Below are 14,247 nucleotides of genomic sequence, written 5' to 3'. Positions count from 1 at the left end.
CCATGCCGTCCTTCCGCAGCAAGCGCCGCGTCCGCCACTCGGCGTTGGAGATGTTCGAGCTGGTGGCGGATGTCGAGCGCTACCCGGAGTTCGTGCCGCTCTGCGAGAGCCTGAGCGTGCGCCGGCGCGTCGCCAGCGGGGAGGGGGTCGACATCCTCGTCGCCGACATGAGCGTCGCCTACAAGATGTTCCGCGAGAGCTTCACCAGCCGGGTGACGCTCGACCGGCCGCGGCTGTCCATCGTGGTCGAGTATCTCGACGGCCCGTTCAGCCGGCTGGAGAACCGCTGGAGCTTCCATCCTGTCGATGAACGCTCCTGCGAGGTGGAGTTCTTCATCTCCTACGAGTTCCGCTCGCGCACGCTCGGCCTGCTGATGGGGGCGATGTTCGACGCCGCCTTCCGCCGCTTCGCCGAGGCCTTCGAGGCCCGCGCCGACAAGGTGTACGGCACGGGAGAGCGCCCACTCGCGCCGGCGGGGTAGGGGGCGCCCACGCCGTCATCCCGGACGGTCGCAGGCCGATCCGGGATCGCCGTCAGAACGGAGAACGATCCCGGCTCTGCGCTGCGCTTCGGCCGGGATGACGGTAGAATGGAATGGCTACCGCGCCGCCAGTTCGGCGAGCATGGCCAGCGCGGTCAGCACGGAGAGCCGGCGCACGCCGGCGCGATCCTGTCCGGCGAAGACCTCGCGGCGCACGATGATCTTCCCCGAGGCGGTGCCAGCGGCGAAATGCACGAGGCCGACCGGCTTTTCCGCCGACCCCCCGCCCGGCCCGGCGATGCCGGTGATCGCCACGCCCAGCGACGTGCCGGCGGTGCGCAGCAGGCCCGCCACCATCGCGCGCGCCGTTTCCTCGCTCACCGCGCCATAGGCGTCGAGCGTGGCGGCCGGCACGCCGAGCATCTCGCGCTTGGCGGCATTGGAATAGGTGACGAAGCCGCGATCCACCACGTCGGAGGACCCGGCGATATCGGTCAGCGCCCCGACGACGAGGCCGCCGGTGCAGGATTCGGCTGTCGACACGGTGAGCCCGTGCACGCGGCACAGGTCCAGCACGCGGATGGCCTGAACGTCGATGGCGTCGGTCTGTTCGCTCATGCGGGCCTCCTCGTTCGCTCTTTGTCAGTCGATCCAGGGCAGGCGGACGGTGGCGGCGGCGAGCGCCGCGATGCCCTCGCGCCGGCCGGTGAAGCCGAGCCGCTCGCTGGTGGTCGCCTTCACGCTGACGCGCGCCAGCGGCAGATCGACGATCTCCGCGATCCTCGCGCGCATCGCCTCGCGGTGCGGGCCGATCTTCGGCGCCTCGCAGACCACGGTGGCGTCGAGATGGGCGATGCGCCCGCCGGCCGCGCGCACGAGGCCCGCCGCGTGGGCGAGAAAGCGGTCGGAGGAGGCGCCCTTCCATTGCGGGTCGGAGGGCGGGAAATGGAAGCCGATATCGGCGCTGCCGATGGTGCCGAGCAGCGCATCGGTCAGCGCGTGCAGCACCACGTCGGCGTCGGAATGGCCGGCGAGGCCCTGCTCGAAGGGAATCTTCACGCCACCGAGCATCACGTGGTCGCCGGGGCCGAAGGCGTGGACGTCGTAGCCGGTAGCGGTGCGCACGTCGGCGAGTTCGGCAAGCGCATGGCGTTCGGCGGTCACGAAATCCTCCGGCGTGGTCAGCTTGATGTTGGCGGGGTCGCCGGGGAAGGTGGCAACACGGTGCCCGGCGGCCTCGGCGACGGCGGCGTCGTCGGTGAGTTCGCCGCCCTCCGCCTGCGCGCGATGCGCGGCGAGAATGAGATCGTAGCGGAAGGATTGTGGCGTCTGCACGCCGCGAACGAGGTTGCGGTCCGGTCCGGTGCCGACGAAGCCCGGCGCGGTCACGGCCTTGATCGTGTCGACCAGCGCCAGCGCCGGCACCGCGGCGCCATGGGCGGCCGCGGCGGCGATGGCGTCCGCGAGGAAGCGCTCCGAGACGAAGGGGCGGGCGGCGTCGTGGATCAGCACCAAATCGGGCGGATCGCCGGCGAGCGCCTCCAGCCCCGCCCGGACCGAGGCCTGCCGGCTCGCCCCGCCGGCGACCGGCGCCAGCACGCCGGCAAGTCCTGCCAGCGCCTCGGCGCAGAGTCCGGCATGGTCGGGCGAGATCACGGGTTGCACGAAACGGATGCCGGGCTGGCCGAGGAAGCGTTGCAAAGTACGTCGCAGAACCATCTGTCCGCCGAGCGTGCGATACTGCTTGGGCAGTCCCTCGCCGGCCCGATGGCCCCGCCCTGCCGCGACCACGATCACATCCGTGCGCATCTGCGTATGCATCCGATCCTTTTGCTGACTGCCGCTTCAGCAGCGCAGGCTTGCCCCGGGGCCTCGTTTAGCGCAAAAGCGAAGGCTCATTGCAAAAGATTTGGCATAAGCCATTCAGAAGGGTTGCTGACGGTTGCGGCGTGGCTATTATATAGGCACCGCTGGTCGGGCTCATTAAATGTGCATCGAGTGATCACCGCTTGACCCTTTCGTCCGCTTCGAACGCCAACCTCCAGATCGGCTCCGTCACGGTGCCGGGAACAGTCGTGCTCGCGCCCATGGCCGGCATTACCGATGCACCGCTTCGGCGCATGGCGCTGCGCTATGGGGCGTCGCTGGCCGTCTCGGAGATGGTGGCCTCGGACGCGCTGGCGCGCGGCCATGAGGAAACGGTGCTGCGGGCGGAAGGCGAGGGTGTCGCCATTCACGCGGTGCAGCTCGCCGGCAACGAACCCGCCTCGATGGCGCGCGCGGCCAAGATGGCTGAAGCTGCTGGCGCCCGCATCATCGACATCAACATGGGCTGTCCCGCCAAGCGCGTGACCACGGGCCTTGCCGGCTCGGCGCTGCTGCGCGACCTCGACCTCGCCACCTCGATCATCGAATCGGTGGTCGGCGCCGTCGACGTGCCGGTGACGCTGAAGACCCGGCTCGGCTGGGACGATGCGGCGACCGTGGCGCCCGAACTGGCCCGCCGCGCCGAGGCGATCGGCGTGCAGCTCGTCACCATTCACGCCCGCACGCGCTGCCAGTTCTACACCGGCCGCGCCGACTGGGCGGCAATCCGCGCCGTTCGGCAGGCCGTGCGTATCCCCGTGCTCGCCAATGGCGATCTCGTCGCCGCCGAGGATGCGCCCGCCATGCTCGCCGCCTCCGGCGCGGACGGGCTGATGATCGGACGCGGCGCGCAGGGCCGACCCTGGTTCCCCGGGCAGGTGCAGGCACGCCTCGCCGGCGGGAGCACTCCCGCCGATCCGCCGCTCGACGAACAGCGCGACGTGCTGCTCGAACTCTATGAGGGCTGGCTGTCGCATTACGGGCGCGAGCTCGGCATGCGCTGCGCCCGCAAGCACATTGGCTGGTCGCTGGCCGCTGCGGCAGTGACTGCCGGGCGTCCGCCGGAAGCCGCGAGGGGCTGGCGCCAGCGCCTGCTTACCCTCGAGGAACCCGCGCAGGTAGCGCAGGGCATCCGCGACGCATTCGACGAACTCGCATGGAGAGCCGCGGCATGAAGTCGGTCCCCCCGCACAGTACTGCTGCGCCCGAAGGCGGCGCCACCGCCGAGGCTGTGGTGAACGCGCTGCCGCATCCGGTCATCACGGTGGCGGGGGACGACCGCATGGTCGATGCCAACGTCGCCGCCGAGGCCTTCTTCGAGGCGTCGCTGGCGGTGCTGATGCGTCACCGGCTTCAGGAGTTCGTGCCGTTCGGCAGCCCGATCCTGTCGCTGGTGGAACAGGTGCGCACGCGCGGCGCGGCGGTCAACGAGTACCGCGTCGACCTCGGCACGCCACGCAATGGCGGGGAGCGCATCGTCGACATCCATGTCGCGCCGCTGCCGGAAGTACCCGGCCATGTCGTCATCATGCTCCAGGAGCGCACCATCGCCGACAAGATGGATCGCCAGCTCACCCATCGCGGCGCGGCGCGCTCGGTGACGGCGCTGGCCTCCATGCTGGCGCACGAGATCAAGAACCCGCTGTCGGGCATTCGCGGTGCGGCGCAGCTTCTCGAACTCTCCGCCAGCGACGACGACCGCTCGCTGACCCGGCTGATCACCGAGGAGGCCGACCGCATCGTCAAGCTGGTCGATCGCATGGAGGTGTTCTCCGACGAGCGTCCCATAGAGCGCGAGCCGGTCAACATCCACGCCGTGCTGGAGCATGTTCGCACGCTTGCCAGTTCCGGCTTCGCGCGCAACATCCGTTTCGTCGAGGAATACGACCCCTCGCTGCCGCCGGTGCTGGCCAATCGCGACCAGCTCGTCCAGGTGTTCCTCAATCTGGTGAAGAACGCCGCCGAGGCGATCGGCGATGCGCCGGACGGCGAGATACAGCTCACCACCGCCTTCCGTCCCGGCGTGCGCCTGATGGTGCCCGGCGCGCCCGCGCGGGTGAGCCTGCCGCTGGAATTCTGCGTGAAGGACAACGGTCCCGGCGTCCCCGAGGACCTCATGCCCCATCTGTTCGATCCCTTCGTCACCACCAAGCCGACCGGCACCGGCCTCGGTCTTGCGCTGGTGGCGAAGATCGTGGGCGACCACGGCGGCATCATCGAATGCGACAGCCAGCCGCGCCGCACGACCTTCCGTGTCCTCATGCCCATGTATCGCGCCAATCGCGGTACCGAGAAGAGTTGAGAACCGCCATGCCGACGGGAAGTATCCTGGTTGCCGATGACGACGCCGCCATCCGCACCGTGCTCAATCAGGCGCTGTCGCGGGCGGGCTACGAGGTGCGCTCCTGCGGCAATGCGGCGACGCTCTGGCGCTGGGTCAGCCAAGGCGACGGCGATCTCGTCATCACCGACGTGGTGATGCCGGACGAGAACGCCTTCGACCTGCTGCCGCGCATCAAGAAGGTGCGTCCGGACCTGCCGGTCATCGTCATGAGCGCGCAGAACACCTTCATGACGGCGATCCGGGCCTCGGAGAAGGGGGCCTACGAATATCTGCCCAAGCCCTTCGACCTGAAGGAGCTGATCTCCATCGTCGGCCGCGCGCTGTCCGAGCCGAAGAAGCCGGAGAACGCGCTCAAGACGCTGGGCGAGGACGGCGACAACATTCCCCTCGTCGGCCGCTCGCCGGCCATGCAGGACATCTACCGCGTGCTGGCGCGGCTGATGCAGACCGATCTGACGGTGATGATCGCCGGCGAGAGCGGCACCGGCAAGGAACTGGTCGCCCGCGCCCTGCACGACTACGGCAAGCGCCGCAACGGGCCCTTTGTCGCCATCAACATGGCGGCGATCCCGCGCGACCTCATCGAATCCGAGCTGTTCGGCCACGAGAAGGGCGCCTTCACCGGCGCGAATGCCCGCTCGGCCGGCCGCTTCGAGCAGGCCGAGGGCGGCACGCTGTTCCTCGACGAGATCGGCGACATGCCGATGGAGGCGCAGACCCGCCTGCTGCGCGTGCTCCAGCAGGGCGAATACACCACGGTGGGCGGGCGCACCGCCATCAAGACCGATGTGCGCATCGTCGCGGCCACCAACAAGGACCTGCGCATCCTCATCCAGCAGGGCCTGTTCCGCGAGGACCTGTTCTTCCGCCTCAACGTCGTGCCGCTGCGCCTGCCGCCGCTGCGCGAGCGCACCGAGGACGTGCCGGACCTCGCCCGGCACTTCTTCCTCCAGGCCGAGCGCGAGGGCCTGCCGCGCAAGCAGATCGACGCCGCCGCGCTCGACCGGCTCAAGCGCTACCGCTGGCCGGGCAATGTGCGCGAGCTGGAAAACCTCATCCGCCGCCTCGCCGCGCTCTACCCGCAGGAGGTGATCACCGCCTCCATCATCGAGGCCGAGCTGTCGACGCCGATCGCCACCAACGCGCCGGAGGAGACCGGCCAGGACGAGACGCTGTCCTCGTCGGTGGAACGGCACCTCAACGCCTATTTCGGCGGCTTCGGCGAGAACCTGCCGCCGCCCGGCCTGTACCACCGCATCCTGAAGGACGTGGAGTACCCGCTGCTTTCCGCCGCGCTGGCGGCGACGCGGGGCAACCAGATCAAGGCGGCGGAACTGCTCGGGCTTAACCGCAACACGCTGCGCAAGAAGATCCGGGATCTGGACATCCAGATCATCCGTACCAGCCGCTGACCGGGCGCGCCGACCGGCGGGCGAAACGACGCTCCCGCGAATAATCGCGGGGGCGGCTCGCCAATGTCACATTTTTGCACCAGTGTCATATCACTGCATCAGAAGGCGCGCCGATTCCCGGGGCGTCGACACGGTGACGGATGACCGACGCTTCCACCCCCGACAATACGCGGGACGAGACAGTCGACCTCGGCGCGATGGGCTTCCGCTTCTCGCTCTGGGGTCTGGCGCCGCTTGCGGTGCTGCTCGCGATGCTCATGGCGCTGGCGAGCTTCATCATCCTGATCGGCATCACCCCGCTGGTGCCGTCGCAGGATGTCGTCATCGTCGTGCTGTGCCTCAACGGCCTGATGTCGCTGGTGCTGGTCGGCATCATCGGCCGCGAGGTCTGGCGCATCGTCAAGGCGCGGCGGCGGGGCAGGGCGGCGGCGCGGCTGCATGTGCGCATCGTCGGGCTGTTCGGCATCGTCGCGGTGGTGCCGGCGCTGCTGGTCGCGGTGCTGGCGAGCATTACGCTCGACAAGGGTCTCGACCGCTGGTTCTCGGTGCGCACGCGCTCGATCGTCGACAACGCGGTTTCGGTCGCCCAGACCTATGTGCGCGAGCACGCCTATTCGATCCGGGGCGACATTCTCGGCATGGCGCGCGATCTCCAGCGCATCCGCCCGCTCTGGGACCAGGACCGCAGCCGCTTCCGGCAGGCGATGACCGCACAGGCCGTGGTGCGCGGCCTGCCGGCAGCGATGATCATCGACCGCGATCTCAAGATCATCGACCGCTCCACCGTGCGCGTCGGGCGCGAATTCGTGGTGCCGGCCAATCTGGCGCTCAAGGACGCGACCGAGGAACAGCCGCTCATCTATCTGCCCGGCGATGCCGATTATGTCGGCGCCGTCATCCCGCTCAAGGATTTCGGCGACCTCTATCTCTACGTCGCCCGCTCGGTCGACCCGCGCGTCATCGAGTATCTCAAGGAGACGCAGGCCGCCGTCGTCGACTACCGCAATCTGGAGCAGCAGCGCGTCGGCGTGCAGGTCGCCTTCGCGGTTCTCTACGCGGTGATCTCGCTGACCGTGCTGCTGTGCGCGGTGTGGCTGGGCATCCACTTCGCCAACCGGCTGGTGGCCCCGATCCGCCGGCTGATCGGCGCCGCCGATCTTGTCGCCGCCGGCAACCTCTTCGTCGAGGTTCCGGTGCGCCGGTCCGAGGGCGACCTGTCCAGCCTCGCCGAGACCTTCAACAAGATGACGCAGGAGTTGCGCACCCAGCGCGACGATCTCGTGCAGGCGCGCGACCAGATCGACACCCGCCGCCGCTTCACCGAGGCGGTGCTGTCGGGTGTGGGCGCCGGCGTCGTGGGTCTCGATTCGCATGGCCGCATCTCGATCATCAACCGCCCGGCCGAGCGGCTGCTCGGCGTCGCCGAGGCCGATGTGCACGGCAGCGCGTTCGGGGCCGTCGTCCCGGAGGTCGCCGCGCTGCTGGCGCAGGCGATGGAGGCCGGCGAGCGCAGCGTCCAGGGCAACACCACGCTCACCCGCAACGGCCGCGACCGGGTGATCGCGGTGCGCGTCACCACCGAGCAGTCGCGCGAGGCCGAGCATGGCTGGGTGGTGACGCTCGACGACATCACCGAGCTTGTTGTCGCCCAGCGTACCTCGGCCTGGGCCGACGTGGCGCGCCGCATCGCCCATGAGATCAAGAACCCGCTGACCCCGATCCAGCTTTCCGCCGAGCGCCTGCGCCGGCGCTACGGCAAGGTGATCGAGCACGACCGCGAGGTGTTCGACCAGTGCACGGAAACGATCATCCGGCAGGTCGGCGACATCGGCCGCATGGTGGACGAGTTCTCCTCCTTCGCGCGCATGCCCAAGCCCGTCGCCGAGGCGCAGGACGTCGGCGAGACGGTCCGGCAGGTGGTTTTCCTCATGCGGGTGGGGAACCCGGACGTGGCTATCGAGTTCGAGGTGCCGGAGGCGCCGCTCGTCGCCCTGTTCGACCGGCGCCTGATCTCGCAGGCGCTGACCAACATCATCAAGAACGCCACCGAGGCGCTGGCCGCCGTTCCGCCCGAGGAGCGCGGCGAGCCGCCACGCATCCGGGTCGCGGTGAACGCGGACGAGCGGATGGTGTCCATCGACGTCATCGACAACGGCAAGGGCCTGCCGACCGAGAACCGGGCGCGGCTGCTCGAACCCTATGTCACAACCCGCGAGAAGGGCACCGGGCTCGGTCTCGCGATCGTGGGAAAGATCATGGAAGAACATGGCGGCGGCATTGAGCTGGACGATGCGCCCGATGGGCGCGGCGCCTGGATCCGCCTGCGTTTCGCGCGTGACGGCGGCCCGACCGCTACCAATGACGGCAGGGGTGGCGGCGATGCCGCGCCCCGGCGGGTCGGCTGAAGGAGAACAGAGCAATGGCGACCGATATCCTGATCGTCGACGACGAGGCCGACATTCGCGGGCTGGTGGCGGGCATCCTGGAAGATGAGGGCTACGGCGCCCGCACCGCCAAGGACAGCGACGAGGCACGCGCCGCCATCGAGGCGCGCCGCCCGCATCTCGTCTTCCTCGACATCTGGCTGGAACGCTCCAAGCTCGACGGGCTGCAACTGCTCGAGATCATCAAGCGCGACCATCCCGACGTGCCGGTGGTGATGATCTCCGGCCACGGCACCATCGAGACCGCCGTCGCCGCCATCAAGCAGGGCGCCTACGACTTCATCGAGAAGCCGTTCAATTCCGACCGGCTGATCCTGGTCGCCGAGCGGGCGCTGGAAACGCTGCGGCTGAAGCGCGAGGTGCGCGACCTCAAGCAGCGCGCGCCGGTGGCGCAGCAGCTCGTCGGCCATTCCTCGGTGATGAACCAGCTGCGGCAGGGCATCGAGCGCGTGGCGCCGACCAACAGCCGCATCATGATCGTCGGCCCCTCCGGCTCCGGCAAGGAACTGACGGCGCGCATGATCCATGCGGCCTCGGCCCGCGCCAACGGCCCCTTCGTCGTCATCAACGCCGCCGCCATCACGCCCGAGCGCATGGAAGTCGAGCTGTTCGGCGTCGAGAGCGCGGACGGGCAGGGGGGCGGTCAGGTCGGCGCGCTGGAAGAGGCCCATGGCGGCACGCTCTTCATCGACGAGATCGCCGACATGCCGCGCGAGACCCAGAACCGCATCTTGCGCGTGCTGGTGGACCAGAACTTCCTGCGGGTCGGCGGCGCCACCCGCGTCACGGTCGACGTGCGCATCATCTCCTCCACCGCGCGCAATCTGGAGAAGGAAATCACCGAGGGCCGGTTCCGCGAGGACCTGTATCACCGCCTCGGCGTGGTGCCGATCCGCGTTCCGCCGCTCGCCGAGCGGCGCGATGACGTGCCGGAGCTGGTCGAGTTCTTCCTGGAGCAGATCTCGCAGGCGACCGGCCTGACACGCCGGCGCATTGCCGACGACGCGCTCGCCGTGCTCCAGTCGCATGACTGGCCGGGCAATGTCCGCCAGCTTCGCAACAACATCGAGCGGCTGCTGATCCTCGCCTCGGGCGATGCCGACGTGCCGGTGACGGCCGACATGCTGCCGCCCGATGTCGGCTCGCTGGTGCCGAGCCTGCCGAGCGGCAATGGCGGCGAGCATCTGATGGGGCTGCCGCTGCGCGATGCCCGCGAGGTGTTCGAGCGCGAATATCTCGTCGCCCAGATTAGCCGCTTCGGCGGCAACATCTCGCGCACCGCCGAGTTCGTCGGCATGGAACGCTCGGCGCTGCATCGCAAGCTGAAGGCCCTCGGCATCGGCTGAGGCGCCCTTGCGCAGGAAGATGTGCGGGGCTGCCGGCGGGCCGTCTTCGGACGGCCGGGAACCTGATATAGAGTGAATCGGCAATGCCGATCCGGGGACTCGCGACCCCGCTTCGGGTGGGTTCGAGCGGGGTCCTCATGAAGGTCGTCATTTGCGGGGCGGGGCAGGTGGGGTTCGGCATCGCCGAGCGGCTCGCCGCCGAGCAGAACGACGTCTCCATCATCGACACGTCCCCCCGCCTCATCCAGGCCGTGACCGACACGCTCGACGTGCGCGGCTTCGTCGGCCACGGCTCGCACCCCGACGTGCTGGCCCGGGCGGGACTGGAGGCGGCGGACATGCTGATCGCCGTCACCCTGCACGACGAAGTCAACATGATCGCCTGCCAGGTCGGCCACGCGCTGTTCGACGTGCCGACCAAGATCGCCCGCGTGCGCGCCCAGAGCTACCTGCAGGGCCACTGGCGCGACCTGTTCTCGCGCGACCACCTGCCGATCGACGTGGTGATCTCGCCCGAGATCGAGGTCGGCGAAATGGTGCTCCGCCGGCTCTCGCTGCCGGGCGCGGTGGATACGGTCAGCTTTGCCGACAGCAATGTCGTGGTGGTCGGCGTGCGGTGCCAGGAGGACTGCCCGGTCCTCGACACGCCGCTGCGCCAGCTTACCGACCTGTTCCCTGACCTTCAGGCGGTCGTCGTGGCAGTGAACCGCAACGGCAAGACCTTCGTGCCGCGCTCGACGGATTCGCTGCTGGCCGGCGACCTCGCCTATTTCGTCGCCCAGAGCGATCAGGTGAGCCGCACGCTGAGCATTTTCGGCCATGACGAGCCGCCCGCCCAGCGGATCGTCATTGGCGGCGGCGGCAATATCGGCCTTTACGTCGCCCGCGAGCTGGAACTGCGCAACCCCAAGGCGCGGGTGAAGCTGATCGAGGACAATCAGGCCCGCGCCGAGGAAATCGCGCAGGAGCTGTCGCGGACCGTGGTGCTGCGCGGCAGCGCGCTCGACCGGAACATTCTGGAGGAAGCCTCGGTCCGCGACGCGGACACGGTGATCGCCGTCACCAATGACGACCGGGTGAACATCCTGTCCTGCCTGCTGTCGCGGGAACTCGGCGCCCGCCGCATGCTGTCGCTGCTCAACGATCCGGCCTATCCCGCCTTTGCACGCGGCCTCGGCATCGACGCCTATGTGAACCCGCGCCAGATCACCGTCTCGAAGATCCTGCAATATGTCCGCAAGGGCCGCATCCGCGGCGTCCATTCGCTGCTGAACGGGGCCGGCGAGGTGATCGAGGCCGAGGCGCTGGAAACCTCGCCGCTGGTCGGCAAGCCGCTCAAGCAGCTCGACCTGTTCGACGGCATGCGTATCGGCGCGGTGATCCGGGCGGGCAGGGTGCTGCTGCCGCGCGGCGACACGGTGATCCAGGCGCGCGACCGGGTCGTGCTGTTCGCGCTCGCCGACAAGGTGAAGCGGGTCGAGCAGCTCTTCCGGGTGAGCCTCGAATTCTTCTGAGGGACGGGAACAAATGATCGCGGTCGCCCGCCACAGCGCGCTCACCGCCGGGGTCATGGCGTGGTTCCTGCTGATCGCCGCGCTGGTGGCGCTGTTCCGCAACGAGCCCGGCGCCGATGTCTTCTTCGCCACCGCGCTGCTGACGGTGTTCGGCGCCGGCGCCGTTCATCTGGCCGTGCGCAACCGTGGCGGGCGGCTCGACCGGCGCGGGGCGTATGGCCTGCTGGTCGTCATCTGGCTCGGCGTGCCGACCATTGCCGCCTTTCCCATCGCCGCCACCACCTCGCTGGGGCCGATGCATGCCTGGCTTGAGGCGGTGTCCGCCTTCACCACCACCGGCCCGGTGCAGATCCACGGGATCGCCGACGTACCGCGCGCGACCCTCGGCTGGCTGCTGACGCTGCAATGGGCGGGCGGGCTGCTGACGCTGCTGGGCTTCGTCGCCGTGCTCGGCCCCGCCGGCATCGGCGGGCTGCCGGACCGCAGCGCCCGCGCCAATCTGCGCGGCGTCACCGAGCAGACCGCGCTCGACGACGCGCTGCGGCTGGTGCTGCCGGTCTACCTCGGGGCGACCCTGCTGTGCACGGCGATGCTCTTCGCCGTCGGCGTCGGCCTGTTCGACGCGCTCGGGCTGGCGGGGGCGGCGCTGTCCACCGGCGGGATGCTGCCCGACGCAGACGGCATCGCCGCCTATGGCCATTTCGCGGTGAAGGCGGTGCTGATCGTCTTCATGCTGGTCGGCGGCACCAGCATATTGTGGCACCGCATGCTGCTCTCCCGCCGCCTGCGCATGGCGCTCGGCCAGTATGAGAACATGGCGCTGCTGGCCCTGTGCCTCGTGGTCGGCATCGCGGCGGCGGCGATCGGCTTCCGCACGCCCGGCAGCGTGCTGTCGCTGCCCCTCGCGCTGGAGGACGGCATGTTCACGGCGGTCTCGCTCGTCACCACGACGGGGATCGAGCCGCATGGCGGCGCCTTCGCCAGCCTGCCGCTGGCGCTGGTCATAACGCTCGTCTTCATCGGTGGCGCCAGTTTCTCGACGGCCGGTGGCATCAAGATCTATCGCGCCGGAACCATGGCTCTGCAGAGCTATCTGGAGCTGGAGCGCCTCGTGCATCCCCATGCCGTGCATCCGCGCCGGCTCGGCCAGCAGAGCGTGACGCTGCAAATGATGAAGGCGATCTGGATCATGTTCGGCGTCGCCTGCACCGCGATCGCCGGTCTGACCGTCGCCATCGCCCCGGCGATGCCGAGCTTCGAGTCCGCCTTCGTCGCCATCGTGTCGGCGCTGAGCAATGTCGGGCCGGTCTACGCCGTCGCCTGGCAGCCGGGCGTGGCGTGGCCGGACTGGGGAGCGCTGCCGGCCTACGCCCAGCTTATACTCGCGCTGGCCATGATTCTCGGCCGGCTGGAGATCCTCGTGGTGCTGGGTCTCGCCAATTTCGCGCTGTGGCGGCGTTAAGGCCGCGGGAACGGGACGGATATGTCGCGCATCGCCTATGTGAACGGACTTTACGTGCCGCATGCCGACGCCTTCGTGCATGTCGAGGATCGCGGCTACCAGTTTGCCGACGGCGTGTACGAGGTCTGCGAGGTGCGCGGCGGGTACATGGTGGACGAGCGCCGCCACATGGAGCGTCTCGCCCGCTCGCTCGACGCCATTCACATCGCCATGCCGATGCCGCTCGCCGCGCTCGGCGTGGTGCTGCGCGAGACGATCCGGCGCAACCGCGTGCGCGACGGCTTCGTCTATCTCCAGATCACGCGCGGCGTGGCGCGCCGCGACCATTATTTCCCCGATCCGGAGGTGCCGCCGTCCATCGTCGTCACCGCCCGAGCGGTCGATCCTGCCAAGGGCGAGACCACGGCGGGGCAGGGGATCGCCATCATCACCGTTCCCGACAATCGCTGGGAGCGGGTGGACATCAAGACCACCGGCCTGCTGCCCAATGTGCTCGCCAAGGAGGCCGCGAAGCAGGCCGGCGCGCGCGAGGCGTGGTTCGTCGATGCCGCTGGCCACGTCACCGAGGGCGGCTCGACCAATGCGTGGATCGTGACGGGCGAGGGGCGGCTGGTGACGCGCCCGGCCGAGAGCGGCATCCTGCGCGGGATCACCCGTACGGTCATGCTGGAGGTAGCCGAGCAGCTTCAGCTGCGCGTCGAGGAGCGGCCCTTCACCGTCGCCGAGGCGCTGGCCGCGCGCGAGGCCTTCGTGACCTCAGCGACCAATTTCGCGACGCCGGTGGTGCGAATCGACGGCCATTCCATCGGCGACGGCACGCCCGGTCCGGTGGCGCGCGCCCTGCGCGCGAACTACCACAGGACGGCGGAGATCGCCCGCTGAGGCCCGCCCGACGGCCGGCCGCACAGACCATATCCGGATGCCCCGATGCGCGAATGCTCTTGCCAAGCCTCGGCAAGTCCGCGAAAGCATCTTGCGCGACGGGCATGGTGTGCCATGCTTACGTTGCACGTCTTCATGGATGTCGCCTCCCGGACGGAGCGCACAGGTGAAGGCGGCCGCGCCGACTACGAGCAACAACAAACAAACGGATCAAAAAAACCATGGCCGCGGAACGTTCGCAGAACCTCCAGGACACCTTTCTCAACCACGTCCGCAAGAACAAGACGCCGCTCACCATCTTTCTGGTCAACGGTGTGAAGCTCCAGGGAGTTGTCACCTGGTTCGATAATTTCTGCGTGCTGCTGCGCCGGGACGGCCATTCGCAGCTCGTCTACAAGCATGCCATTTCGACCATCATGCCCGGCCATCCGGTTCAGCTTTTCGAACCGGACGAGACCGGCGAGAAGGGCTGAGCTTGGAGCTCAAGGGTTCCCG

The 14,247-nt window shown here is 68.9% G+C and carries 12 protein-coding genes; 10 read left to right on the top strand and 2 right to left on the bottom strand.

What is annotated here, in order from left to right; all coding sequences use genetic code 11:
• Nucleotides 1–2: 2 nt before the first annotated feature.
• Entirely contained in the window at nucleotides 3–482 is a 480-nt protein-coding gene (locus GBB76_RS04565) for a type II toxin-antitoxin system RatA family toxin (RefSeq protein ID WP_152302195.1), read from the top strand.
• Between the two features lie 117 nt (nucleotides 483–599).
• On the opposite strand, the gene GBB76_RS04560 is transcribed toward GBB76_RS04565, so the two are convergent.
• Both GBB76_RS04560 and GBB76_RS04555 read right to left on the bottom strand, forming a co-directional pair.
• Entirely contained in the window at nucleotides 600–1,100 is a 501-nt protein-coding gene (locus tag GBB76_RS04560) for a CinA family protein (RefSeq protein WP_152302194.1), read from the bottom strand.
• Between the two features lie 24 nt (nucleotides 1,101–1,124).
• A complete protein-coding gene (locus GBB76_RS04555) occupies nucleotides 1,125–2,303 on the bottom strand; it encodes a bifunctional 2-C-methyl-D-erythritol 4-phosphate cytidylyltransferase/2-C-methyl-D-erythritol 2,4-cyclodiphosphate synthase (protein WP_152302193.1) in 1,179 nt (392 codons plus the stop codon).
• A 188-nt stretch (nucleotides 2,304–2,491) separates the two neighbouring features.
• On the opposite strand from GBB76_RS04555, the gene dusB reads away from it, so the two are divergent.
• From dusB to hfq, 9 genes are all read left to right on the top strand, one after another.
• Nucleotides 2,492–3,523 carry a tRNA dihydrouridine synthase DusB gene (gene dusB, locus GBB76_RS04550; protein WP_152302192.1) on the top strand — a complete coding sequence of 344 codons (1,032 nt, stop codon included), beginning with the start codon at nucleotides 2,492–2,494 and terminating at the stop codon, nucleotides 3,521–3,523.
• Nucleotides 3,520–4,650: a nitrogen regulation protein NR(II) gene (locus tag GBB76_RS04545; RefSeq protein WP_152302191.1), complete on the top strand. Its 1,131-nt coding sequence runs from the start codon at nucleotides 3,520–3,522 to the stop codon at nucleotides 4,648–4,650. The genes dusB and GBB76_RS04545 overlap by 4 nt, the downstream gene beginning before the upstream one ends.
• 8 nt (nucleotides 4,651–4,658) lie before the next feature.
• The gene (gene ntrC / locus GBB76_RS04540; RefSeq protein ID WP_152302190.1) at nucleotides 4,659–6,104 is read left to right on the top strand and encodes a nitrogen regulation protein NR(I); all 1,446 of its coding nucleotides are present in this window, start codon (nucleotides 4,659–4,661) and stop codon (nucleotides 6,102–6,104) included.
• Nucleotides 6,105–6,244: 140 nt separating this feature from the next.
• Complete coding sequence (locus GBB76_RS04535; RefSeq protein WP_152302189.1) at nucleotides 6,245–8,509, top strand: PAS domain-containing sensor histidine kinase; 2,265 nt, start codon at nucleotides 6,245–6,247, stop codon at nucleotides 8,507–8,509.
• A 14-nt stretch (nucleotides 8,510–8,523) separates the two neighbouring features.
• On the top strand, nucleotides 8,524–9,894 hold the full coding sequence (locus tag GBB76_RS04530; RefSeq protein ID WP_152302188.1) for a sigma-54 dependent transcriptional regulator: 1,371 nt from the start codon (nucleotides 8,524–8,526) through the stop codon (nucleotides 9,892–9,894).
• A 137-nt stretch (nucleotides 9,895–10,031) separates the two neighbouring features.
• Entirely contained in the window at nucleotides 10,032–11,408 is a 1,377-nt protein-coding gene (gene trkA / locus GBB76_RS04525) for a Trk system potassium transporter TrkA (RefSeq protein WP_152302187.1), read from the top strand.
• A 13-nt stretch (nucleotides 11,409–11,421) separates the two neighbouring features.
• Nucleotides 11,422–12,870: a TrkH family potassium uptake protein gene (locus GBB76_RS04520; protein ID WP_152302186.1), complete on the top strand. Its 1,449-nt coding sequence runs from the start codon at nucleotides 11,422–11,424 to the stop codon at nucleotides 12,868–12,870.
• 21 nt (nucleotides 12,871–12,891) lie between these two features.
• Entirely contained in the window at nucleotides 12,892–13,752 is an 861-nt protein-coding gene (locus tag GBB76_RS04515; RefSeq protein ID WP_152302185.1) for a D-amino-acid transaminase, read from the top strand.
• A 221-nt stretch (nucleotides 13,753–13,973) separates the two neighbouring features.
• A complete protein-coding gene (gene hfq, locus GBB76_RS04510) occupies nucleotides 13,974–14,225 on the top strand; it encodes an RNA chaperone Hfq (protein ID WP_013166585.1) in 252 nt (83 codons plus the stop codon).
• Nucleotides 14,226–14,247 lie beyond the last annotated feature (22 nt).

Origin of the sequence: Ancylobacter sp. TS-1 (genome assembly GCF_009223885.1) — a bacterium.
In the GTDB taxonomy this organism is placed as follows: Bacteria; Pseudomonadota; Alphaproteobacteria; order Rhizobiales; family Xanthobacteraceae; genus Ancylobacter.
Note: the sequence above shows the minus strand (reverse complement) of the source record. Positions and strands in the feature narration are given on the sequence as shown.

Bases quoted from the DNA above. Each gene is read 5' to 3' on its own strand.
- GBB76_RS04565 (WP_152302195.1), top strand. From the start codon at position 3: ATGCCGTCCTTCCGCAGCAAGCGCCGCGTCCGCCACTCGGCGTTGGAG.
- GBB76_RS04560 (WP_152302194.1), bottom strand. From the start codon at position 1,100: ATGAGCGAACAGACCGACGCCATCGACGTTCAGGCCATCCGCGTGCTG.
- GBB76_RS04555 (WP_152302193.1), bottom strand. From the start codon at position 2,303: ATGCATACGCAGATGCGCACGGATGTGATCGTGGTCGCGGCAGGGCGG.
- GBB76_RS04545 (WP_152302191.1), top strand. From the start codon at position 3,520: ATGAAGTCGGTCCCCCCGCACAGTACTGCTGCGCCCGAAGGCGGCGCC.
- ntrC (WP_152302190.1), top strand. From the start codon at position 4,659: ATGCCGACGGGAAGTATCCTGGTTGCCGATGACGACGCCGCCATCCGC.
- GBB76_RS04535 (WP_152302189.1), top strand. From the start codon at position 6,245: ATGACCGACGCTTCCACCCCCGACAATACGCGGGACGAGACAGTCGAC.
- GBB76_RS04530 (WP_152302188.1), top strand. From the start codon at position 8,524: ATGGCGACCGATATCCTGATCGTCGACGACGAGGCCGACATTCGCGGG.
- trkA (WP_152302187.1), top strand. From the start codon at position 10,032: ATGAAGGTCGTCATTTGCGGGGCGGGGCAGGTGGGGTTCGGCATCGCC.
- GBB76_RS04520 (WP_152302186.1), top strand. From the start codon at position 11,422: ATGATCGCGGTCGCCCGCCACAGCGCGCTCACCGCCGGGGTCATGGCG.
- GBB76_RS04515 (WP_152302185.1), top strand. From the start codon at position 12,892: ATGTCGCGCATCGCCTATGTGAACGGACTTTACGTGCCGCATGCCGAC.
- hfq (WP_013166585.1), top strand. From the start codon at position 13,974: ATGGCCGCGGAACGTTCGCAGAACCTCCAGGACACCTTTCTCAACCAC.